The following is a 22,712-nucleotide window of genomic DNA, read 5'->3' as shown; positions in this document are numbered from 1 at the left end:
AAAAAAATAAAAGATAACCTTATTGAACCCAAAGAGGCAGACTTTATCAAGGCCTTTTACTGGGAAAACTCCTCCCTTTTCATTCTTGATCAAAGAAAACTTCCTTTAAAGGAAATATATTATAAAGCAAATACCCTAAAAAAGGTCAGATATTCCATAAAGGAGATGCTTGTAAGAGGCGCTCCAGCTATCGGGATCGTTACAGCTATTGGCGTTTATATTGGTCTAAAAGAGGCTCAATCAAAGTTAACCTTTCCTTTAGCTAAAAAAAACCTTTTATCCCTTTTTGTTCGCATTGAAAAAAGCCTCTCCTCAGCAAGGCCTACTGCAGTCAATCTCTTCTGGGCTTTAAAAAGAATGAAAGGAGTCTTTCAAGGGTTTATAAACAAAATTCCAGAGGGGAATCTTGGCCAGAGAGCATTTGAAGAGCTTTTAAAATCCCTTCAAAAGGAGGCTCTATCAATCTGGGAAGAGGATATTCTTGCCAATTTCAAAATGGGTGAATATGGAAGTAATCTTTTACCCGAAGGAGGAATTCTTACCCATTGTAATACTGGAGCCCTTGCCACAGGAGGATATGGAACTGCCTTAGGGGTCATTCGCAGGGCTTACGAAAAGGGAAAAAAAATCTTTATCTGGGTAGATGAAACCCGCCCTTTCTTACAAGGGGCAAGGCTCACTGCCTGGGAGTTGTCTAAATTAAAAATTCCTTATAAAATAATTACTGATAATTCAGCGGGCTATCTTATGAAAAAAGGAAAAGTTAGGGCCATCATAGTAGGTGCAGACAGAATTGCAAGCAACGGAGATACTGCTAATAAAATCGGGACCTATTCTTTATCTGTCCTTGCTAAGGAACATGGAATTCCCTTTTATATAGCTGCGCCTTCTTCAACCTTTGACTTAACCCTTGCTTCAGGTGAAGGGATACCAGTTGAAGTAAGAAATGAAAAAGAAGTCCTTACCTGTAAAAGAAAGTTAATTGCACCTGCTGGAGCTCAGGCTATGAATCTTGCCTTTGATGTTACACCCGCAGAAAATATAACTGCTATTATTACAGAGAAAGGAATAATTGTGCCTCCCTTTAGCCAAAATATCTTAAATGTGCTAAAAAATGGCTAAATTTAAAGAACTTCCTGAAAATACCTTACACAGATTAGTTATCTATTTAAATGTTCTGGATGCCCTTGAAAAGAAAAAAATTGAATCCATTAGCTCTGATGACCTTGCTAAAAGGTGTGGAGTAAATTCCGCGCAACTCAGAAAGGATTTAAGTTTTGTTGGTAATCTTGGAACAAAGGGTGTGGGATATAGTGTTAAAAGCCTCAAATATAATTTAAAAAAATTTCTGGGTAGAACGCAGGAATGGAATTTAATTCTGGGTGGTATAAGTCCTGTTGGAGAATTTTTACTGCATAGCAAAGACCTTCAACGGGAGGGTTTTTACTTTATGGCAGCCTTTGAAACTCGTCCTGAAGAAATTGGAAAAATCATCAATGGAGTATCGGTTTATAATCTGGATCAACTTGGATATGTAACCAAGGCCATCAAGGTAGATATGGGAGTAATCACATCGGAAGATAAACCAGAAATCTTTTTAGAAACCTTTTTGCAACACGGTCTGAAGGCAATCTTAAACCTTAGTCCAACTCCTTTTTACACAGATAATCCTGATATAAAAATTGAAAATTTTACTTTTTCTATGGCCCTAACCAAACTTTCCTTTTTCTTAAAAGGTTCTTCCTGAGGTTGACAATTGAATACCCCAAAAGTAAAAGTCTGGCGAAGGGATTCCAGGGCCAAGCTACCAGTAAGAAGCACTTCTGGTTCAGTTGGATATGACCTCTTTGCCCTTGAAGAGACGGTAGTTGGAGCAAAGGAATTTAAACTTATTCGAACAGGCCTTGTTATAAAAGCTGAACCACCCTACGCCCTTTTTATCTTCCCCAGATCCTCTCTCTTCAAAAAGAAAAAACTCATTCTTCCTAATTCCGCAGGAATTATTGATTTTGATTATTGCGGCGAGACCGATGAGGTTATGATACCTGTGGTAAACTTAGGGGATGAATCCGTTGTTATTGCTGAACATGAAAAGATTGCTCAGGCTGTTTTTATTAAAATTACCTTTCCGGAAATTGAAGAAGTAGGCCTTGAAGAATTACCCCAGAATTCAAGAGGAGGCTTTGGATCAACAGGAGGCTATAAATGAATCTTGAAAAATTAAGAAAAAAGCAAAGGATCCTGATTAATAAGGTTTACGAAAATCTGGATAGATCGACACTACAAGTTTTTATCTTTTTCAGCTACCTTGGAGCTCGTATTTGCTATGCGGAGTCTCATCCTCTTTCGCTTTTTGAAGAGGAAAAATTTAGAGACTTTGAGAGGTTTAAAAGCTTTCTCCTTCATCTTAAAAAGGCTGGGCACTTCAGTGTCTTTGCGCATACCCCTATCTTTATAAATACTTCTGGGTTTTCATTGGAAGACAAATTTGACCTTGCAAGCACCTTTTTTAAGGTTTTCTGGGATGAAGAAAAGGGGTTAGCCCTCTTTAATTTGCGACATCTTGCAGAAAATCTCGATGATCAAACCTTTCTTTATTTGATAAATACTGAACCAGCCCTTGAAGAGATTGAGGTTAGCTTAGCAAGAAATTCCAGAATTCTTTACCAGGGTCTTCTTTCTGAGCTAAAAAACGAGCTTCTCTATGAAGAAAAATCTCTTTTTGCAGAGCCTGAGATTATAATTCTTAAAAGCAGAAAAGGCGATCCCTTTAACTGGATCGGAGTCATTACTCATAACTTTTCAAGGATTTTTAGTCATCAATTTGTAAGACATACCTGGCTGAATTTTAATCAAAGATCCCATCGCTATACTAAGGTGGATAAGTTTGTTATTCCAAAAGCCTTTACAGAGTCTCAGGTGAAACTTTATGAGGAAACTATAAAAAATGGGATGGCTATTTATGAAGAGCTCTGCAAAAATATGAAGCGGGAAAGTGCAAGATTTATAGTTCCTCAGGGAGTTGCAACTACTGTTCTTGCTACTGGTCCTGAATTAGTCTGGAGAGATTTTATAAGTAAAAGGGCTATCCCTCAAGCCCAAGAAGAAATTAGAGACCTTGCCATCTTTCTAAAAGAGTCCTTAGGTTTTTGAAATACTTTTTTGCTCAAAACATTTAAGTAACCTTTAGTAGTTTTTTATGAAAATGAGCGATATTTAAGAAGCATTGAAAAGGTCTTTAAATTAATTCCCCTGAAAAAGAGAATGCTTTAGCTTTAAACAAAACACAAGGTTGAAATCTGAATACTTTAGGCTTAAAATAAAGCTATGGAGAAAAAACTTCCCATCGGGATTTCAAGTTTTGAAAAAATTAGAAGTGAGCCCTATTATTATGTGGATAAAACTCCATTTGTTGCAAAGCTTGTTGAAGAAGGAACTTATTATTTTCTCTCTCGCCCAAGGAGATTTGGAAAATCCCTTTTTGTGGACACCCTGAAGCAGGCCTTCCTTGGAAGAAAGGAGCTTTTCCAGGGGCTCTATCTTGAGAAAAACTGGGACTGGAGTGTTAAGTATCCTGTTATACATATTGATTTTGGGGGAAGAACCTTCAAAGGAGAGGAACATTTAATAACTTATATTCTTGAACAACTTGAGAAAAATCAAGAAACTCTTGGAGTCCCCTGTTCAGAAAAAACCCTTTATGATATCTGTTTTAAAGAATTGATTCTTAAAAGTTATGAAAAATATAAACAAAAGGTAGTTGTTCTTATTGATGAGTATGACAAACCTATTCTTGATTGCATTGAGGATAGAGAAACTGCAAAAAGAATAAGAGATATTCTTGTAAAATTTTACATTATTCTAAAGCCCCTTGATAGATATCTCAAATTTGTTCTTTTAACAGGGGTTTTAAAATTTTATATGTCTTCAATTTTCTCAGGTTTAAATTTCTTAAATGATATTACTTTAAGCAGAAAGTATTCAACTATTTGCGGATTTGCTCAAGAGGAGCTTGAAGAAGTTTTCAGAGAAGAATTGCAAGATAAAGATTTAGAGCTTATAAGATGCTGGTATAATGGTTATTCCTGGCTTGGGGAGCCTGTTTATAATCCATTTGATATCCTTCTCTATTTAGAGGAAAAAAAATTCCACCCTTACTGGTTTGAGACAGGAACTCCAAGTTTTCTTGTAAAGCTTCTTCTTGAGAAACGTTTTTATCTTCCTGAGCTTGAAAATCTTGTAGCAACAGACACACTTATTGGATCCTTTGATGTAGATAGGGTTAGGCCTGAGAATCTCCTTTTTCAAGCAGGCTATCTTACCATAAAAAGAATATTTAGCCTTGCAGATAAGATTCTTTATGAGCTTTCCTATCCCAATAAGGAGGTAAAGGTAGCTTTAAATGAGGTGCTTGCTGAGTATTTTACAGGGGATACAGGGGAAGTTCCTTTAAAGACAAGGGATTTTCTTTTGGCTCTTGAGGGAAATCAGTTTGAGAAGATGAAGAAGGTTCTTGAGGGGCTTTATGCAGGGATACCCCATGATTGGTTCAGGAAGAATGAGCTTTCCCGTTATGAGGGGTATTATGCAAGTTGCTTTTATGCCTTTTTATGTGGGTCAGGGCTTGAGGTAATCCCTGAGGATATAACAAATAAGGGGCAAATAGATTTGACGGTGCTATACAGAGAAAGAGCTTATCTTTTTGAGTTCAAGGTGGTTGAGGGAGAGGGGGTAGAAGGTAAAGCCTTAGCTCAACTTAAGGAGAAGGGGTATCATAAGAAGTATGAGGGGAAGTCTAAGGAGATTTATCTTATTGGGATTGAGTTTTCTTCAGGGGAGAGGAATATCAAAGGCTTTTTCTGGGAGAGGTTATAGGATGTTATAGTTAATTAAATTGGGCCTGTAGCTCAGCGGACAGAGCGCAGGGCTCCGGACCCTGAGGTCGGGGGTTCAAATCCCCCCAGGCCCGTGGAATTAAAAAATATGCATCTTGAAAATAAGATTCTCAAAATCTTAAAAGAAGCTGATCAACCTATCTCAGGAGAAAAACTGGCTAAAATCATTAATGTGAGTAGAGTTGCTATCTGGAAATGTATGCAAAAACTTAAATCCAGAGGTTATACTATAGAAACCTCTAAAAAAGGATATTTTTTAGAGGACAAAGATTTTTTTCTTGAAGACGAGCTAAATCAAATCCTTTCCTCTCTTATTCTTTTTGATGAAATTCATTATCTTCCAGAAACAGGCTCAACCATGGATCTTGCTAAAGAGCTTGCAGAAAAGAAAAAAAGGGCTTTGGTAATTGCTGAAAGACAACTCTCTGGAAGGGGAAGACTCAGTAGAACCTGGGAATCCGAAAAAGGAGGGCTCTGGTTAACTTTGGTGTTGCAGGAGCCTCTTCCCCTTAAAGAGGCTTATCTCCTTACTTATTTATCATCAGTATCAGTAGCTAAAGCTATCCAAGAAACTTATGGCCTTCAAGCCAAGGTCAAATGGCCAAATGATGTCCTCATCCAGGGAAGAAAGGTTGCTGGTATCCTTCTAGAAATTAAGGCTGAAATTGATGCCCTATCTTATGCTCTTATAGGTATTGGAATAAATGTTAATAACTCCGTTAAAGAGAAGTCTTTTCTAATTCCAGGAATCTCAATCTCTGAGGCCCTTGGTAAAAAGGTTAAAAGGCTTCCTCTCCTCAAAGATCTTCTTCATCACTTTGAAAAACTATTCTCCAAAAAAAATGAGATTCTTACAGAATGGAAGGCCCTTAGCGAGACCTTAAAGTCTCATGTAAAAGTTAAGACCCCTGAAGGCACTTTTATAGGGATTGCCCTTGACATAGATGCTGAAGGAGCTCTTCTCCTTGAGCTTGAAGACCACAGTCTTAAAAGAATTTTTTCCGGAGACTGTATTCATTTAAGAAATAATTAATCCGTGAGCCCGATGTCTGATTTCCTTTTTCCTGGATTACTTTTCTTTCTTATTTTTATAGCCCTGATCTTTATTTATTTCAGATTAAAGGATCATTTAGAGAAAAGACTATCAGACCCCCTGTTCACCCTTAAAGAACGCCTTCAGGATCTTACAGAAATAAAAAGGGACTTGCAAAGATTATATCTTGCAGAAGACCTTTTAAAGACCCTGCGTGATGAAATCTTCCGTTTAAGCAACATCTTTACAAGCCGAAAATCAGGAAAATCCGCGGAAAGGGCCCTTGAAGAAATCCTATCCCAGGTCCCTCCACATTTTCTGAAAAGAGAGGTTAAAATTGGAGGCGGAGAGGTGGAATTTGCTCTTATACTCTCAGATGGAAGATTGTTACCTGTAGATTCAAAATTTATAGCCCCTGAATTTTTAAGTCAAGAATTCTTGAATTCCTATGAAGAAAAGGAGCTTATAAAGAGAATCAAAGCCCGCGCAAAGGAGATTTTACCTTATCTTAGAGATGATAAAACAGCTGGTCTTGCAGTAATGACTTGCCCAGATGGCCTTTTCCCTCATCTTCAAAAAAGGGTCTTTGAAGAACTGGAAAAGGATAAAATTCTTTTAGTGCCCTATTCTTTACTACTTCCCGTTCTCTTTTTTATACACTTTTTCTGGGACCGCTTTGGTAAAACCTATGATGAAAGTCTTCTTACAGAGGGGCTTTCTGGTATTGAAAAATTTACCTTTGAACTTGAAAGGGATTTGGAAAAACTCTCCCGAGAATTAAAAAGTGCTGAAAACCTCCTGCAAAGACTTAAAGATACCCAGAGGCTCTTAAAAAGGGAGCTCCAAAAAATTCAAAAAGCCTCTCAAAGCTCTAACAATTCCAGAGAGTTTTCTGAATAAATTTTACCTCTTCCCTCTTCTACAAAAACAACATTTTCAAGCCTTATTCCAAATCTTCCAGGAAAATAGAGACCTGGTTCAATAGTAAAAACCATCCCCTCCTCAAGATAAGGCTGATTTTTAAGGTATTTTTTGCTTTTGTGATAATAGATGCGTGGAAATTCATGGATTTCAATTCCAAGACCATGTCCAGTAGAATGAGTAAAATAGGAAAGAACTCCTTTTTTTTGAAAATATTCTCTTATTCTTTTATCTATCTCATAAACAGGAACACCTGTTTTTACCCTTTCAAAGGCCTTAAACCAGGCTGTTTTTACAATCTCATAATATTTTTTAAACTCTTGATCTGCCTTTCCCAGATAAAGGGTCCTTGTAAAATCACTGCAATACCCCTCATACAAAACTCCCATATCTATAAGAAGGGGGCCCTTTGAAATAGTTTTCTTTGAGGATTCCCAGTGAGGTATAGCCGAATGTTCACCTGACGCTACAATTGATGGGAAAGCCTCGCCCTCGGCTTCCCTTTTAAAGGCAAGCTCAACGATTTTCCCCCTAACCTCCAGTTCAAAAAGTCCTGGCTTTAAAATATGCAAAAGTTTTTGAAAGATCTCATCAGTAATTCCAACAGCTCTCTTAATCTTCTCTATCTCAATTACCTCTTTTTTCATCCTCAAAGATCTTAAAGGCTGAGAAAGGCCAATTAGTTGATAGCTCCTACTTCTAAGCCTTTCTCTTAACTCACAAGTTACCCTATCCTTTTCAAAACCAACTCGGCTTATCTTTAAGGATTTTAAAAGATCTTTTAAAAACTTTGTAGGATCTCCGAGAATAAGCTTTGTCTTAAAGGAAGGAGAAGCAATTTCTTTGGCTCTTTCATAATACCTGGCATCCGTTACTAAAAGGGCCTCTTTTTCTGTAATTACTACATAAGCCTGACTTGCCTTAAGGCCAGTGAGATAAAAGACATTAGGTGTTGAAGAAAATAAGAAACCATCAAGCTCTTTTTCCCAAAGAAGTTTTCTTACCTTCTCTAATCTTTGTGAATTCTGATTCTTAAACATATAAAACAAAGAGAATTATACCTCATTAAATCAGATTGAGAACCCTTTTACATGAGTAAAAATCCTTACAAGAAAAAGGAAGGGGAAAAAGGGGAAATATAAGTCTCAAAAGATATGGGTGCATCCAAAGAGTTGACAGGGATTGGTTATTTTGGTATGCTTTAAAATGTCTATGGCCTGGAAAGAATTAATCTATCCAGTTCTTATTTTTTTTCTTGTAATTTTAGGTTTTTATATAATAAGAATATTTGTTTTCAAATATTTATTAAGAATTGCCAAAAAAACTCGCTGGCCCTGGGACGAAATAGTTTTAAAAACCCTTAAGGGATATTTTCCCTTTTGGGGCCTTCTTTTGGGTATTCACTTAGCCTTAGGTCTTACCCACATTCCCCCACACATCTTTAGTGTGGTCAATAAAATTCTTCTCATTTTATTCATCCTCTCCTCAAGTCTTTGTGGCTCAAAGCTGCTTATTAATATCTTTGATCATTATATTACTCAAAAGGCAGAAACCCTTGCTAAGGTAACTCTCTTTGAGATTTTCATCAAAGTTCTTGTCTTTTCCATAGCTTTTATCTTGATTCTCAATGTCTTAAATATTAATATTGCCCCTTTTATTACCACCCTTGGAGTGGCAGGTCTTGCCGTTGGTCTTGCCCTGAAGGATACTTTGGAAAACTTTTTTGCTGGGCTTTATATTCTTATGGCCAAGCAGATTAAACCCGGGGATTTTATTCGTCTTGAAAATGGAGATGAAGGCTTTGTTGAAGATATCACCTGGAGGACAACTACCATTCGTATGCTTTCCAATAATATGATAATTATCCCTAATTCCAAGCTTGCAGGAAGCCAGATTATAAATTATCAACTTCCATCCGAGGAACTGGTAGTTCTGGTTCAAGTTGGAGTTAGTTATGCCAGTGACCTTGAAAAGGTGGAAAGGGTTACTCTTGAGGTGGCTAAGGAGGTTATGCAAGGGCATCCCGAAGGAGTTGAAGAGTTTGAACCCCTGTTAAGATTCCATACCTTTGGGGATTTCAGTATAAATTTCAATGTGATCTTAAGAGCTAAGGAGCCTTCTTCCCGTTTTGTTATAGCCCATGAATTCATCAAGAAACTTCATAAGCGCTATAAAGAGGAAAAAATTGAAATCCCCTTCCCCATCCGCACTGTTTACCTTTATCCACAGAGGCCTCTAAGTTAAAGATGCGTCTTGTTACCTGGAATGTAAATTCTTTTAATGTTAGAAGGGCTCAGGTTGAAGCCTTTTTAAGGGAAAAGAGCCCAGATTTTCTTCTCTTGCAGGAGACAAAGACGGAGAAAATCCCTGAAGATATCTTTTCAAGGGAAGGTTATATATTTTATCATGCAGGGGGGAAAGGAAGAAACGGGGTAGGAATCTTAAGTAAGAGAAAGGCAAGTAGGTTCTGGAGAGGTTTTGAAGCTCTGGCTGATGATGACCCTCAAGCCAGGGAAAGATTACTGGGAGGCCAGTTCGGGGAACTCTTTATCTTTACTATTTATGTTCCCAATGGAAGCCCCGTTGATTCAGATTACTTCTATTACAAGATCCAATTTCTATATCGTCTGAGAGAGTTTTTGGAAAAACATTTTACCCCTTTAGATAAGATAATTTTGGCTGGAGACTTTAATGTCTCCCCCGAGCCCGAAGATGTTTATGATCCTCAGCTTCTGGATGGACAAATCTGCTTTCATCCCAGAGAAAGGAAGGCCTTTAAGTATCTCCTTGAATGGGGCCTATGGGATAGCTTAAGGCTAAAATACCCTGATAAAGGAGGCATCTTTACTTGGTGGGATTACCAATTTTCAGCTTTTAAAAAAAATTTAGGGATGCGCCTTGATCATATCTTAATTACCACTCCTCTTAAGGATTATTTGAAGGATGTCTGGGTTGATTTTAAGACAAGAGGCCTTCCCAAACCTTCAGATCACGCCCCACTTATAGCAGACTTTGAGGATAAAATAGATATATGAGCCCAGCTATACTTAAGAAAGGTCCAAAGGGAATTTCCTTTTTTAAAAGGTCTTCGCTGGTTTCAAGATCCTCTCTGCTCAGTTTTTGATAAATTCTCATTAAGATAAAACATACTACCCCTATTAAGGAGGCAAAAAAAAGAACATTAAAAAAACTCTTATATCCAAGATAGGCGCCCAATCCACCCATTAACTTAAAATCTCCCATTCCAAGACCATCTCTTTTAGCTAAGAGATAATAAAGCTCATTAATAAAAAAAAGAAGCCCTATTCCGGCAAAGGACGAAAGAAGGCTTTCTAAAAAACTTAAACTGAGGGGATTTTTGCTTAAAAGGGCAAGGATCCAACCTGAAAAAATTAGAGAAAAACTTAAGCTATCAGGAATCTCCTTATGAAAAAGATCAATAAAAGAAAGACATAAAAGATTTAATCCAAAAAAGGCAAAAAAAGAAAAAACAATTACTCCGTAATGGGGTTTAAACTTTAAATAAAGTAAAACTAATAAAAGACCACTCAAAAACTCAACTAAAGGATACTGCCAAGAGATACTGGCCTTACAATAGGCACATCTACCTTTAAGAAAAAGAAAACTCAGGAGAGGTATATTATGATACCACCTTAGGGGTGTCTCGCATTTCGGACAGTGGGAGGCTGGAAAAATTAAAGATTTACCCTGTGGAAGTCTATAAATGACTACATTTAAAAAACTTCCAAGAATGAGACCTATTAGGAAGATAAAGAAGCTCTCCCAGAAAATCATTCCTGTGATTGGGAGAATCTATTTATAATTTTTTCATATTCTTCCTTAGCTTCATTTAAAAAATTCATAGCCTTGATATATAACCCCCAAACCGGGGCAAGATTATTGGCTATTTCTATAATTTCAACACCTAAACCTGGTTCAGATGGAGTCCCATAATGGGCGATGTAGCCATAGATAGGTATTCTTCCAATTTCAGGGATTTCTATTTCAAAATAAATTAAGCGCTTTTCAAACCTAAAATTATCTGGAGTGATTATAAATACACCCTTCCAGGAGACATTTTTGACAGGAAAACCCTCTTCTTGATTAGGAAAATAGGCCTTTAAATTGGTGGGATACCTGTGAAATTTTCTTCTTTCAAGCATTTCTGGTCTCCAATTTTTTTAATATTTGGGGGATATAATTGGCAACTTCGCTTGCGGTGAAACCATAGGGGCCAGAGGTTTTTCTCAGGAAACTACCTGATGCTCCATGCACATAAACTGCAAGGGCCGAAGCCTCAAAAGGCGAATACCCTTGAGCAATGAAGGCCCCAATTATGCCAGTAAGCACATCTCCCATTCCTCCCTGTGCCATGCCGGGCTCATCAATAGATGAAATAAAGACCTCTCCATCAGGGCCCCCAATAAGAGTATGTGGCCCTTTGAGAACTACTATTGCTCCAGTAAGGTTAATTAACTGAGAGAGGCTATCCAAGGGGTCCTGTAAAATCTCCCGAGTTTCTTTTTTGAGAAGCCTTGCCGCTTCACCAGGGTGAGGAGTTATTACCTTGGGATAAGAAAAATCTTTAAGTTTTTCAGGAAAATCACTCAAGATAGTTAGGGCATCCGCATCAAGTATCACAGGCAAACTAACATTTTGAAGTAAATCCAAAAGAACCCTCTCGGGTCCAGATCCGAGCCCAAACCCAGGGCCAATTACAAGACATCTTTTACCTTTTAAGGCTTCTATAACAAGATTTGAACTATTTTCTGTAATTTCGCCTTCCCTTTCAGGAAGCCCGAGGGTGAGTATTTCAGGAAGTAATCCTGAATAAACGGATTGAAGGCTCTTAGGGCCAGCAAGGGTAACAAGGCCTGCTCCAGCTCTTAGAGCCCCAAGGGCAGTTAAATAACCAGCCCCACTTTTCCCAACACTTCCAGCAAGGATAAATACATAACCAGCCTTTCCTTTATGATAAAATCCCCTTCGGGGCCTGAATAGTTCTCTGGCTTGATCCTCACTTAAATATTTTTTCCTGGGAACTATATCCTTTGTAAATTCAAGTAGAAATCTCCAGGGATAACCAATTTCTGCAACCTCTACCTCTCCTGAATATTCCTTGCCAGGATAAAAAAGATGCCCTGGTTTTAGACACTCAAAGGTAACAGTAAGATCTGCACAAGGAGCTGAGCCAAGGATCTGCCCGGTATCTGAGGAAACACCTGAAGGGATATCCACAGAGACAATTTTAAAGGATTCCTTTCTTTTTTCTTCCCTTAAAAAAAGGATTACTTCCTCATATAAGCCACTTAGAGGCCTCTTAAGCCCTGTTCCAAAAAGGGCATCAACCAGAATTTCAGGTTTAAAGTGGTGAACAAAGCTAATAAATTCCTCAAGACTATGAATTCTGGTTATAGGTATTTTCAAAGTTTTCAGGATTTCAAGATTTCTTTTAGCCTCCCCTGTATATTTATCTTCCTCATTAAAAAGAAGCACCTCCACTTGATAACCAGAATTCCAGAGATATCTTGCACAGACAAAGCCATCTCCTCCATTATTACCAGGGCCACAAAGAAGAAGGACTTTAAAGTATCCAGGTAAAGGAAATCTCTCAAGGATAGCCTTAGCCACAGATCCTCCAGCCCTTTCCATAAGAATTTCAGGTAAAATCCCGAGATCTTGCATTACATATCTATCAAGCCTTTGCATCTCTTCGGCTGTAGCCACAAAAAGTTTCATGGCCATCCCCAGATCTGAACTATAGCAATAGTATAGTCAAAATCATGGGAAAGGGAAAGATCAATTTTTTGCCCCCCTCTTTTTTGGAAAATCTTTTCAGCTCGGCCTGAAAGTTTTAAAAATGGTCTTCCCTGTAATTCTTCTCGCAGGAGGGAAATATCTCTAAAACGAAAACCTGGATATCCCCCTATGGCTTTATAAAAGGCTTCTTTTACCGCAAAGGCCGAGGCCAGAGCTTGATATGAATTTTTCTTATTTTGAGCGTAGTGAATTTCTTCTGGAGTAAAAACCTTTCTTAGGAATCTTTCTCCATAGGTCTCTATTAACTTTTTTATACGGGGAACATAGACAAGATCTATACCAATCCCAAGAGGATTCATCTGGTTTTGGAAAGTTCGTCAATTAGGTTGATCCTTCTTTCGTGCCTGCCTCCATCAAATTCAGTCTCTAAAAAGGCCCTTACAACTTCAACAGCCATACCGTCCCCAATAAGCCTGCCCCCCAGAACTAAAACATTGGCATTATTGTGCCTTCTTGCCATCTGGGCTGAAAAAGGCTCATGGCAAAGGGCAGCTCTTATTTTAGAAAAACGGTTGGCAATAATACTCATTCCTATACCTGTTCCACAGATGAGAATACCTCTATCAGCCTCTCCATTAAGAAGCTTTTGAATTGCCTTAAATCCATACTCAGGATAGTCCACGGAGACAGATGAATGGGTTCCTACATCTTCAACCAGGTAATTTTCATTGATAAGGAAATCTTTGATCTTTTCTTTAAGGAAGAATCCTGCGTGATCTGAGGCTATAACAATTTTCATTTTTCACCTCGCTTTTATTCTTCCCATTTTTTAAAGGCCAGACAGGCATTGGTGCCACCAAATCCAAAGGCATTAGAGAGCGCAATTTTAATTTCAGCTCTTCTTGCCTGATTGGGGACATAATCAAGGTCGCACTCAGGATCAGGCTCTTCATAATTTATGGTTGGGGGAATAATTCCTGTCTCAAGAGCCTTGACAGTTAACACTGCTTCCAGACCACCTGCCCCACCAAGGAGATGGCCGGTCATGGATTTGGTTGAGGAGATCATAAGTTTGTAAGCATGCTCCCCAAAGACTTTTTTTATGGCCTTAGTTTCAGAAACATCATTAAGAGGTGTGCTTGTTCCATGGGCATTAATGTAATCAACCTCTTGTGGTTTGAGGCTGGCTGATTTTAAGGCAAGTTCCATACATTTGGCAGCTCCTTCTCCCTCAGGAGATGGGGCTGTCATATGGTAGGCATCGGCATTAAATCCATAGCCCAAGATCTCAGCATAGATCTTAGCCCCCCTTGCTTTAGCGGTTTCCAGCTCTTCAAGAATTAGAATACCACACCCTTCAGCAATAACAAAACCATCTCTTTTAGCATCAAAAGGCCGACTGGCTTTCTCAGGCTCATCATTCCTTGTGGAGAGAGCCTTCATGACGGAAAAGCCCGCTACAGTAAGAGGAGTAATGAGAGCTTCCGTTCCTCCACAGATCATAGCCTTTACTTTGCCTTCCTGAATAAGCCTAAAGGCCTCTCCAATAGCATGATTTCCTGCTGCACAGGCGGTGCAAACAGCCATATTGGGGCCTTGAGCTCCATATAAAATGGCAATCTGTCCCGCTGCCATATTGGGAATAATCATGGGAATAAAAAAGGGCGTAACTCTTCTATAACCTTTCTCATCAAGAACGCGGGTATAGTGTTCTACCAGACCAACGCCTCCCATTCCCACTCCAATGATAACTCCAACCTCATCTCCCAGCTCAGATTTGGGTAGCCCGGAATCAGTCAAGGCCATTTCTGTAGAGGCTATAGCATATTGGATAAAGAGATCCACGCGGGAGACAAGTTTGGCAGGCATGAATTCTTCTGGATTAAAATTTTTGACCTCACCTGCTATCTGACTGGGAAGCCCTGAAGCATCAAATTTTGTAATCCTGCTAATTCCAGACTCCCCTTTTATAATTCTTTCCCAGGTCTCCTCAACACCAATCCCAAGGGGAGAGACTGCCCCAAGACCGGTTACAACAACTCTTTTTTTCTCCACGGATTACCCCACTCTGGATTTTACATAATCAAGGACATCCTTAACAGTTCTTAATTTTTCGGCATCTTCGTCAGGCACTTCAAGGCCAAAGGCCTCTTCCATAGCCATGACAAGTTCTACTAAATCTAAGGAATCAGCCCCCAGGTCATCAACAAATGAGGCCTCTGGTTTAATCTGATCCTTTGAGAGATTGAGCTTTTGAGCAATAATATCAATCACCTTCTCCTCAACAGACATAACTCCCTCCTCAATGATTTTTTAATCTTTTTACCAGATTTTTAAAAAAAAACAAGTTATTTTTCGGGGTAATTTGACAATCTATGAATCTATGCTATATTTTGCCTATTCAAAGCTAAAGGAGGGATGGATCTATGTTACCCCAAATTAGAGAAGTTGAGAAGGCCTATTTGAGAGAGGATCTTCCCAAACTTGCCCCTGGAGATACCGTTAAAGTTTATTATAAACTCAAAGAGGGTGAAGAAAAAGAAAGGATTCAGGTCTTTGAGGGCGTGGTTATTAGAAGAAGAGGCTCAGGAAACTCAGCAACCTTTACAGTTAGAAAGGTCTCTTTTGGAGTAGGTGTAGAAAGAACCTTCCCTCTTCATTCTCCCCGCATTGAAAAGATAGAAGTAGTTAAGAGGGCCAAGGTTAGAAGGGCAAGACTTTACTATCTCCGGGAAAGGGCAGGTAAGGCCGCAAGGCTCAAAGAGAGATTTGATAATAAGGTTATGGAATAGCTAAAATTCCTTGCTTTTTGAAAAGGAAATATCACAAGCTAAACCGGTAGAATTTTATTATTGGAAAAGTGGATTTAAAATAATTGCTGGTCTTGATGAGGCAGGAAGAGGTGCTCTGGCAGGCCCTCTTTTCGTAGGTCTTGTTATCTTCCCTCCAGATTTTTATTCTCCCGAAATCAAGGATTCAAAACTTTTGACTCCCATAAAAAGGAATGAACTCTTTGAAGTCATCTGTTCCAAAGCAATAACATATAGTATAGCTAAGGCTGAGGTTGAGGAAATAAATGCCCTTGGGCTTATGGGAGCTCTTTTTTTAGCCATGCAACGGGCACTCTCTTCAATAAAGGAGATTGACCTTTTGCTTATAGATGGTCCTTTTGGAATACCTGATTATAGAGGGCTTCAAAAGGCCTTGATTAAAGGAGATAGAAGGAGCCTCTCTATTGCTGGAGGTTCTATTCTTGCCAAGGTCTCCCGGGATAGATACATGCAAAAATTGGCTGAGCTTTATCCAGAATACGGTTTTGACAGACATAAAGGTTATGCCACAAAGGAACATTTAGAGGCTCTAAGGAGGTTTGGCCCAAGTCCTGTCCATCGCAAGGCTTTTAAGTGTTTTGAGAGATTTTGAAGGGAATGTTCAAAAAATCTACTCGAGAGATTGGGACTTCAGCTGAGAAAGTAGCTGAAGACTACTTGAGAGAGAAAGATTATGAGGTCCTTGCCAGAAATTTTCGAACAAAGACTGGAGAAATTGACCTTGTGGTTAAGAAAAATAAGACTCTGGTTTTTGTTGAAGTAAAAAGTGAATCCTCAGATAGAGGTTATTTCCCTGAGGAAAAGGTTGATTTTAGAAAACAAGACAAAATTCAAAAGACAGCTCAATTTTTCTTACTTAAAAATTTTCAAAAATTAAGTAAAATAAAAAGTATCCGCTTTGATGTGGTGGTAGTCAATCTCGAGGAGGGTAAGGTTAGGCATTATGAATCAGCCTTTTTCGCAGAAAGCGACCTCTTTAAAGATAGACCTTGAAAGGATTTTAAGCTTAAAGGAAAAGGCTTTAGAGGAGGCCTTAGCTCCTCTCCGCTTTGAGGAGGCCCTTGAGCTTGTTCTTTCTGCTCCTTGGGAAAAAAGGGCAGAACTAATCCTTGCCTCACCCTATCCAGAGGGTTTAGTTAGAAATCTTCCCCCTGTTGAGCTCTTTTTTACCCTTAAAGGAAGCTCCCTTGATCTTGCAGTTGAGCTTCTATCCTATGCCAAGGGGTCTCAGATTCAGTTCCTCTTCGATTTTGATGTCTGGTTTAAAGATAGGATTCGCCCTGAAAGGGTTGCCAGCTGGATTATTCTTCTCTTTGAGGCAGGGGAAGGTAGAGTCCTTGAATGGTTAGCTATAGCAGATTGGGATTTTGTTATAGCTATGCTTCAGAAATTTGTAAAGATTCATAAAAGGCCTGATGATGTTGAGCTTATAGAGGCTTACGATTTTCTTCCTCCTTATACTCTTGATGATGTTTACTTTGTGGAGTTTAAGGAGGAGAGATTGGAATTCTATTTTAGAAGAATTATTGAGCTTATCAGGGAAGAGTGGCCGGAGACCTATTTTGCCCTTATGGAATCCCTTATCTGGGAACTTCCTGTAGAGGTAGAGGAAAGGGCCTTTAGATTTAGAAATGGAAGACTGGCTGATGAGGGAATACCCGATTATTATACCTCCCTTGAGATTTATACCTATATCCATCCTAAAAGACTTTCCAAAATTGATCCCAGAACACTTGCTCTCACAGGGGAAGAGAGGGCTCCTCATACTTTACATCTTATACCCTATGAAGGCCCTCAAGAACTCTTTATTGTCAAGGTTTTGTCCTTGATACAAGATCCTTTTCAGAGAGAAAGAATTCATCAGGAGCTTGCCTGGCTTGCAACTAAGGTTATCCTTGTTGATCATCCTGTGATTGATGGTTTAGAGGAAGTAAAAAGGGGCCTATTTAAGATGTGGTGCCATCTTAATCTTGGACTTGAATATTTAACAGAAGGGAATGTTATTTTAGCCAGAGATTTTCTTGAAAATTATTATCTTGAGGAGATCTTTCGGGTTTCAGGAACAGCCCTAAGAGAGCTTAGAAAGTTTGCCTTAAGTTTATTTCAAAGTAAGGATTTTAATCCCGCCCTTTTAAAATATCTTGATCAGCCTTATGCTGGTTATCTTCAGGGGGTTACTGTTCAAAAATTGAATCAGGTAAAACTTTTTAATCCAGTGAGTATAGGAACATCTGAAGAATTTACAGAGTTTTCCAGGGTAAGCGAGCTAAGAATGGTTAGAGGTTATCTTGAAGAGATAGCTTATATGGCACCACTTCTTGAAAAGGGATTGGGGCCCCATAATAATTGGATTAAGGAGATCTTTAATGCTAATAGAAACTTTGATTTAAATTCTTTGACCTGGAGCTCAATTATTCTTACCTCCTTAGCGAATTATCTTTATAATCAAGAGTTTATTTTTAGAGCCCTTCCTAAAAGCAAGTGGCAGGAGGTTTTTGCAAAAATAGTTGAGGTTAAAGATGGAAAAACCTTTATGAAAAAGGCTATAAAGGAAGGACTATATGAAAGTTTTGTAAAATTAGCCAGGACTTCTTATTACTTAGAGGAAGAGCTTTTAAAAAATTACCTTGACTTTGTGGTTGAACTTTGGGATAGGGAATTTGGATTTGCAGACCCAGCAGATCCCCCTGATCCCAAGTACCAGACCCTTATTCTGATTGATCTATCTGCATGAAGAGAAGAAAGATAACCCCTAAGCTAAAGGAATCAGCCTTAATTGTCCTTCAGGCGCGGTATCTCGTTAGAGATGAAGAAAATCAAATTGTAGAGACTCCGGAAGCCCTTTTTGAGAGAGTTGCTTTTAGTGTGGCTGAAGGGGAAAAAAATTTCCGTAAGAGTAGTTCTAAGTGGGAGTATTATGGGGAGAGATTTTACGAGTTAATGGCAGCCCTTGATTTTTTACCTAACTCTCCTACTTTGATGAATGCAGGAAGACCTCTGGGGCAACTTTCAGCTTGTTTTGTCCTTCCTGTTTATGACTCCTTAGATTCTATCTTTGAGACCCTGAAGTATGCAGCCCTTATTCATAAGTCTGGCGGTGGAACAGGTTTTAATTTTTCACGCCTGCGTCCCAAAGGAGATATTGTTTTTTCAACCTCTGGGGTTGCCAGTGGTCCGGTTTCCTTTATGCAGGTATATGATTCTGCAACCGAGGCCATTAAACAGGGTGGGAAAAGGCGTGGTGCAAATATGGGTATCCTGAATGTGGATCACCCTGATATTGAAGAATTTATAACCATTAAAAGTACAACGGGAGTTCTTACAAATTTTAATATCTCCGTGGGCATAAAGGATAATTTTATTGAGGCCTTAAAAAAAGGGGAGCCTTATGCATTGATTAATCCTCGCACAGGCAAGGTAGTAACTGAGGTTTCCTCTCAAAAACTTTTTGATCTTTTAGTAGAAAAGGCCTGGGAGACAGGAGACCCAGGGGTTATCTTTCTTGATACCATAAATCGTTTTAATCCTACACCTAATCTGGGCCATATTGAGGCAACCAATCCCTGTGGTGAACAGCCTCTTTTGCCCTTTGAGTCCTGTAATCTTGGTTCAATCAATCTTGCCAACTTTGTAAAAGACGGAGACCTGGACTGGGATAGACTAAAAGAGACCATAGAGCTTGCAGTAAGATTTTTAGATGATGTCATTGAGGTTAATCGCTTTCCCCTTCCTCAAATAGCTAAAATTACCACCCTTAATCGTAAGATTGGGCTTGGGGTTATGGGCTTTGCAGATATGCTTATAAAATTAAGAATAGCTTATAGCGAAGAGAGGGCTCTTGAGATAGCTGAAAAAGTGATGAGTTTCATAAATCAGGAATCCCTCAGGGCTTCAGCAGTTTTAGCTGAAGAAAGGGGAGCCTTTCCTGCCTTTCCTGGTAGCCTTTGGGATCAATGGGGGTATCCCCCTTTAAGGAATGCCACGACCACAACTATTGCCCCTACGGGAACGCTATCACTCATTGCTGGAGTTTCATCAAGTATTGAGCCTCTTTTTGGCATATATTATGAGAGAAAGACCTTGGGGGGCATTATTATAAAAGAGGTGCATCCTCTCTTTGAGGAGATCCTTTCAGAAGAAGGCTACAGTGAAAGGGAGATAGAAGCCCTTCAAGCTGAAATAATGGAAAAGGGGCTTATCAGTAAAATAAACCTTAAAGAACCTCTTAAAAAACTTTTTTTAACCGCCTTTGAGATTTCCCCAGATATTCATCTTTCTATTCAGAGAATCTTTCAAAAATATACTCACAATGCTGTTTCAAAAACGATAAATCTTCCGGAGGATACAACCCCTGAGGAAATCAAAAGGATTTATCTTACCGCTTATGAATGGGGCTTAAAGGGAGTTACAGTATATAGATATGGTTCAAAACCCGAGCAGGTAATCTATATTAAGAAAGGAGAGGGTGGAAAAATGGTATGTCCTAAGTGTGGGGAAGACCTTGAGGTGCATGGAACTTGCCTCTTTTGTGGTTCCTGTGGATATGATAAATGTCAATAAGGAGGGAACCTTGAAAGAAATAAAGATAGCCTTACTTGGATTTGGAACCGTTGGTCAGGGCGTTTACGAGCTTTTACAAAAAAATAAAAGGCATCTTGGGGAAAAACTTGGCCTTGAATTTAATATTAAAAAAATACTTGTAAGAGATAAGGCCAAAAAAAGAGAAAGTCAGGCACCGGATGAACTTTTAACTACGGATTTTAAGGAGATCTTGGAGGATAAAGAGATTTCTATTATCTGTGAGCTTATGGGTGGGGTTGAGCCAGCTAAAACCTATATCTTATCTGCCTTAGATAAAGGGAAGCTTGTGGTCACTGCCAATAAGGCTGTGCTGGCTGAGGCAGGGGCAGAAATTTTTGAGCTTGCTGAAAAAAAGAGAATTTTTCTTGGATTTGAGGCCTCTGTGGGTGGGGGTATTCCTGTTATAAAGACCCTAAGAGAGGCCTTGATAGGAAATCAAATTGAAAGAGTCACAGGAATCATCAACGGTACCACTAATTACATCCTAACCAGAATGCTTGAGCAGAACCTTTCTTTTGAGAAAGCCCTTGAAGAGGCTCAAAATAAAGGCTATGCAGAGGCAGATCCAAGCCTTGATCTTAGAGGAATTGATTCAGCTCATAAAATCTCAATTCTTGCCAGCCTTGCCTTTGGGTTTTACATCCCCTATAACAAAGTATATGTTGAGGGTTTAGATGAGGTCGATTTAATGGATCTTCAGTTCTCCAGAGATTTTGGCTACATAGTAAAATTAATTGCTGAGGCCAGAAAAATCAAAAATCAGATTGAAATTCGAGTTCATCCAGCCCTTTTACCAGAAAATCATATCTTGACTTCTGTAAGATTTAATTATAATGCAATATTAATAAGAGGAGATTTTGTAGGAGATATCTTGCTTTATGGTCTTGGCGCTGGAAAAGAACCAACAGCAAGTGCTGTGGTTGGAGACATTGTGTCTTCAGCGGAATATCTTTTTGCTAAAAATCATCCCTTGATCCCTTATCCTAAAAGGGAAGAAAAAGAATCCTTTATTAGACCTATAGAGGAGGGAGTTTTTAAGTATTATTTTCGTTTCTCTGCTGTAGATAGGCCGGGAGTTCTTTCAAAGATTGCAGGAGTGCTCGGGAAATATGGAATCAGTATAGCCTCCGTTGTGCAGATCGGGAGGCAAAAAAGAAAAGGGGCTGTTCCAATTGTAATGTTAACACATGAAACAAAAGAAGAAAAGGTTATCTCAGCCTTGAAAGAGATTGATACTTTGGATATAGTAAAAGGGAAAACTAAGCGTTTAAGAATTCTGGATTAAAGGAGTATTTATGATACTTAAAGTAGCTAAAGGGACATATGAAATAATACAAAAAAAGGCCATTACTTTGGTTAGTGATTCTCTGGGAGCAGGGATAGCTATTGGCTTTATTAATCCCAATAAAATGATTTATGGGGTTTTGAGCTATATTTTTCCTTATAAAGAAAATGACTTGGAATTGGATGAAGGGGAGATTTATTCAGGAGAAACAATTTTAAACATCTTTAATACTGAGCTTGAAAAGTTAAAAATAAATTTTGATGACTGCAAATGGATAATTGTCGGTGCCAGCAAATTCAGAGTTAATCCGCAATTTTTAGATCTTGCGGAAAAAAATTTAAAGGTTGCTGAGGCCTGGTTCAAAAAAAATGGAATATGGGAAAGGGTAATTAAAAAAGTTAATTTTTCTAGCCCGCTTCGCCTTTATCTCAATGGAAAAGAAGGTTACTTTGAGATCAAAATCAAAAATAAGGTGGAAAGATATGAGTGAATTTATTTTGGAAAAGATTTTTGAGAAAGTTGATAACTTACCGCCTTTTCCTAAAACAGCCCAAAGGGCCCTTGAGCTTCTGAGAGAAGATGAAGTAGATTATAAGAGTCTTGAAGAGATTGTGAAAAGTGATCCAGCTATAGCAGCTAATTTTTTGAAACTTGTTAATTCAGCTGCCTTTTCTCTCCCCCAAAAGGTGGATTCCCTTTTAAAGGCCTTTATGCTACTTGGAGTGGATCAGATAAAATTTATTCTTCTTGCTTCAGTGTCAGGCAAATATTTTTCTAAGGACTTAACTGGCTATGGGTTAAGTGCCGAGGATATCTGGTTACATTCTATTGTATGTGGGATTGCAGCAGAAGAAATTGCCCATGAACTTAAATTATCAGTTGAAAAAAAAGAAAGTCTCTATATCGCCTCAATTTTGCATGACCTTGGAAAGATTGTGCTTGACCTTTATACAAATCTTGAGGAGAAAAGGTTTCATCAGATTTCTGAGGAAAACCCTAAGTGGGATTTTATGCAAATTGAGTGGTTAGCTCTGGGTGTGGATCACGGAATGGTGGGAGGGTATCTTCTTAAGCGCTGGAAATTTCCAGAGGAGATTTATTTTGCAGTCAGAGCTCACCATGATCCTGACCTCATGGTGCAATCTAAGGTCTCAGCAATAGTGGCTTTATCAAATATTATAGTTTCTCTGCTTGGGATAACTGGTGGTGTAGATGCCTTTAATTATAAGGTTCCAGAAAACTTGTTAGAGGTTTCAGGATTGGATTCAAAGACAATAGAAAAAATTTTGCCCCGTATTTATAGAAGAACTCTTTTACTGGGAAGACTTTTTGTTTAAAAGCTGAAATTAAAAAATTCCCTCTTGACAAAATTAAGAGTAGGAGAATAATATAACCAAAATTAAAAA

General features: G+C 38.6%; 25 protein-coding genes and 1 tRNA gene. 18 read left to right on the top strand and 8 right to left on the bottom strand.

From position 1 onward, the window contains the following. The first annotated feature begins 45 nt into the window (after window positions 1–45). From mtnA to rmuC, 8 genes are all read left to right on the top strand, one after another. A complete protein-coding gene (gene mtnA / locus THC_RS01355) occupies window positions 46–1,122 on the top strand; it encodes an S-methyl-5-thioribose-1-phosphate isomerase (protein WP_068516533.1) in 1,077 nt (358 codons plus the stop codon). Further along, window positions 1,115–1,747 (top strand): redox-sensing transcriptional repressor Rex, encoded by a 633-nt coding sequence (locus THC_RS01350; protein ID WP_068512244.1) that lies wholly within the window; start codon window positions 1,115–1,117, stop codon window positions 1,745–1,747. The genes mtnA and THC_RS01350 overlap by 8 nt, the downstream gene beginning before the upstream one ends. Window positions 1,748–1,756: 9 nt before the next feature. Beyond that, window positions 1,757–2,209 (top strand): dUTP diphosphatase, encoded by a 453-nt coding sequence (dut, locus tag THC_RS01345; protein ID WP_068512241.1) that lies wholly within the window; start codon window positions 1,757–1,759, stop codon window positions 2,207–2,209. Further along, window positions 2,206–3,153 carry an FAD-dependent thymidylate synthase gene (locus THC_RS01340; RefSeq protein WP_068512238.1) on the top strand — a complete coding sequence of 316 codons (948 nt, stop codon included), beginning with the start codon at window positions 2,206–2,208 and terminating at the stop codon, window positions 3,151–3,153. Before dut ends, THC_RS01340 begins: the two co-directional genes overlap by 4 nt. Before the next feature lie 174 nt (window positions 3,154–3,327). Further along, window positions 3,328–4,875 carry a PD-(D/E)XK nuclease domain-containing ATP-binding protein gene (locus THC_RS01335; protein WP_068512235.1) on the top strand — a complete coding sequence of 516 codons (1,548 nt, stop codon included), beginning with the start codon at window positions 3,328–3,330 and terminating at the stop codon, window positions 4,873–4,875. A 21-nt stretch (window positions 4,876–4,896) separates the two neighbouring features. Then, window positions 4,897–4,969 (top strand) — tRNA-Arg (locus THC_RS01330). A 14-nt stretch (window positions 4,970–4,983) separates the two neighbouring features. After that, window positions 4,984–5,928 (top strand): biotin--[acetyl-CoA-carboxylase] ligase, encoded by a 945-nt coding sequence (locus tag THC_RS01325; protein WP_148638801.1) that lies wholly within the window; start codon window positions 4,984–4,986, stop codon window positions 5,926–5,928. A gap of 12 nt (window positions 5,929–5,940) precedes the next feature. Next, complete coding sequence (gene rmuC / locus THC_RS01320; RefSeq protein WP_068512230.1) at window positions 5,941–6,828, top strand: DNA recombination protein RmuC; 888 nt, start codon at window positions 5,941–5,943, stop codon at window positions 6,826–6,828. On the opposite strand, the gene THC_RS01315 is transcribed toward rmuC, so the two are convergent. Next, window positions 6,792–7,889, bottom strand: a complete 1,098-nt coding sequence (locus THC_RS01315; protein WP_068512227.1) for a M24 family metallopeptidase — start codon at window positions 7,887–7,889, stop codon at window positions 6,792–6,794. The two genes, rmuC and THC_RS01315, sit on opposite strands and share 37 nt — an antisense overlap. Window positions 7,890–8,061: 172 nt before the next feature. Here THC_RS01315 and THC_RS01310 point away from each other — a divergent pair, with 172 nt between their 5' ends. Both THC_RS01310 and xth read left to right on the top strand, forming a co-directional pair. Beyond that, window positions 8,062–9,093 carry a mechanosensitive ion channel family protein gene (locus THC_RS01310; RefSeq protein WP_068512223.1) on the top strand — a complete coding sequence of 344 codons (1,032 nt, stop codon included), beginning with the start codon at window positions 8,062–8,064 and terminating at the stop codon, window positions 9,091–9,093. A gap of 2 nt (window positions 9,094–9,095) precedes the next feature. After that, window positions 9,096–9,884 (top strand): exodeoxyribonuclease III, encoded by a 789-nt coding sequence (gene xth / locus THC_RS01305; RefSeq protein WP_068512220.1) that lies wholly within the window; start codon window positions 9,096–9,098, stop codon window positions 9,882–9,884. On the opposite strand, the gene THC_RS01300 is transcribed toward xth, so the two are convergent. The 7 genes from THC_RS01300 to acpP are packed head-to-tail and all read right to left on the bottom strand — an operon-like array spanning window position 9,850 to window position 14,901. Beyond that, window positions 9,850–10,644, bottom strand: a complete 795-nt coding sequence (locus tag THC_RS01300) for a prepilin peptidase (RefSeq protein ID WP_068512218.1) — start codon at window positions 10,642–10,644, stop codon at window positions 9,850–9,852. The two genes, xth and THC_RS01300, sit on opposite strands and share 35 nt — an antisense overlap. Beyond that, window positions 10,641–11,012, bottom strand: coding sequence for a PilZ domain-containing protein (locus THC_RS01295; RefSeq protein ID WP_068512214.1), 372 nt, complete (start codon window positions 11,010–11,012; stop codon window positions 10,641–10,643). Before THC_RS01295 ends, THC_RS01300 begins: the two co-directional genes overlap by 4 nt. Next, window positions 11,005–12,588 carry a bifunctional ADP-dependent NAD(P)H-hydrate dehydratase/NAD(P)H-hydrate epimerase gene (locus THC_RS01290; protein ID WP_068512211.1) on the bottom strand — a complete coding sequence of 528 codons (1,584 nt, stop codon included), beginning with the start codon at window positions 12,586–12,588 and terminating at the stop codon, window positions 11,005–11,007. Before THC_RS01290 ends, THC_RS01295 begins: the two co-directional genes overlap by 8 nt. Continuing rightward, the gene (gene acpS, locus THC_RS01285) at window positions 12,585–12,968 is read right to left on the bottom strand and encodes a holo-ACP synthase (protein WP_068512209.1); all 384 of its coding nucleotides are present in this window, start codon (window positions 12,966–12,968) and stop codon (window positions 12,585–12,587) included. Before acpS ends, THC_RS01290 begins: the two co-directional genes overlap by 4 nt. Next, window positions 12,965–13,408 carry a ribose 5-phosphate isomerase B gene (gene rpiB, locus THC_RS01280; RefSeq protein ID WP_068512206.1) on the bottom strand — a complete coding sequence of 148 codons (444 nt, stop codon included), beginning with the start codon at window positions 13,406–13,408 and terminating at the stop codon, window positions 12,965–12,967. The genes acpS and rpiB overlap by 4 nt, the downstream gene beginning before the upstream one ends. A 14-nt stretch (window positions 13,409–13,422) precedes the next feature. Continuing rightward, window positions 13,423–14,664, bottom strand: a complete 1,242-nt coding sequence (gene fabF, locus THC_RS01275) for a beta-ketoacyl-ACP synthase II (RefSeq protein ID WP_068512203.1) — start codon at window positions 14,662–14,664, stop codon at window positions 13,423–13,425. Between the two features lie 3 nt (window positions 14,665–14,667). Then, entirely contained in the window at window positions 14,668–14,901 is a 234-nt protein-coding gene (gene acpP / locus THC_RS01270; protein WP_068512201.1) for an acyl carrier protein, read from the bottom strand. A 134-nt stretch (window positions 14,902–15,035) separates the two neighbouring features. On the opposite strand from acpP, the gene rplS reads away from it, so the two are divergent. The 8 genes from rplS to THC_RS01230 are packed head-to-tail and all read left to right on the top strand — an operon-like array spanning window position 15,036 to window position 22,643. Continuing rightward, window positions 15,036–15,401: a 50S ribosomal protein L19 gene (rplS, locus tag THC_RS01265; protein WP_068512198.1), complete on the top strand. Its 366-nt coding sequence runs from the start codon at window positions 15,036–15,038 to the stop codon at window positions 15,399–15,401. 10 nt (window positions 15,402–15,411) lie between these two features. Then, complete coding sequence (locus THC_RS01260; RefSeq protein ID WP_068512195.1) at window positions 15,412–16,032, top strand: ribonuclease HII; 621 nt, start codon at window positions 15,412–15,414, stop codon at window positions 16,030–16,032. 5 nt (window positions 16,033–16,037) lie between these two features. Further along, window positions 16,038–16,433, top strand: a complete 396-nt coding sequence (locus THC_RS01255) for a YraN family protein (RefSeq protein ID WP_068512192.1) — start codon at window positions 16,038–16,040, stop codon at window positions 16,431–16,433. Beyond that, window positions 16,384–18,174, top strand: coding sequence for a DUF6178 family protein (locus tag THC_RS01250; protein WP_068512189.1), 1,791 nt, complete (start codon window positions 16,384–16,386; stop codon window positions 18,172–18,174). Before THC_RS01255 ends, THC_RS01250 begins: the two co-directional genes overlap by 50 nt. Continuing rightward, window positions 18,171–20,000, top strand: a complete 1,830-nt coding sequence (locus THC_RS01245; protein ID WP_082706228.1) for an adenosylcobalamin-dependent ribonucleoside-diphosphate reductase — start codon at window positions 18,171–18,173, stop codon at window positions 19,998–20,000. The genes THC_RS01250 and THC_RS01245 overlap by 4 nt, the downstream gene beginning before the upstream one ends. Next, the gene (locus tag THC_RS01240; protein ID WP_231938362.1) at window positions 19,906–21,306 is read left to right on the top strand and encodes a homoserine dehydrogenase; all 1,401 of its coding nucleotides are present in this window, start codon (window positions 19,906–19,908) and stop codon (window positions 21,304–21,306) included. The genes THC_RS01245 and THC_RS01240 overlap by 95 nt, the downstream gene beginning before the upstream one ends. 10 nt (window positions 21,307–21,316) lie before the next feature. After that, the gene (locus THC_RS01235; protein ID WP_068512186.1) at window positions 21,317–21,796 is read left to right on the top strand and encodes a hypothetical protein; all 480 of its coding nucleotides are present in this window, start codon (window positions 21,317–21,319) and stop codon (window positions 21,794–21,796) included. Continuing rightward, on the top strand, window positions 21,789–22,643 hold the full coding sequence (locus THC_RS01230; RefSeq protein ID WP_068512183.1) for an HDOD domain-containing protein: 855 nt from the start codon (window positions 21,789–21,791) through the stop codon (window positions 22,641–22,643). The genes THC_RS01235 and THC_RS01230 overlap by 8 nt, the downstream gene beginning before the upstream one ends. Window positions 22,644–22,712: the final 69 nt, after the last annotated feature.

The sequence above is a fragment of the Caldimicrobium thiodismutans genome, assembly GCF_001548275.1.
Lineage (GTDB): Bacteria > Desulfobacterota > Thermodesulfobacteria > Thermodesulfobacteriales > Thermodesulfobacteriaceae > Caldimicrobium > Caldimicrobium thiodismutans.
This window is presented reverse-complemented; position numbering and strand designations above follow the sequence as displayed.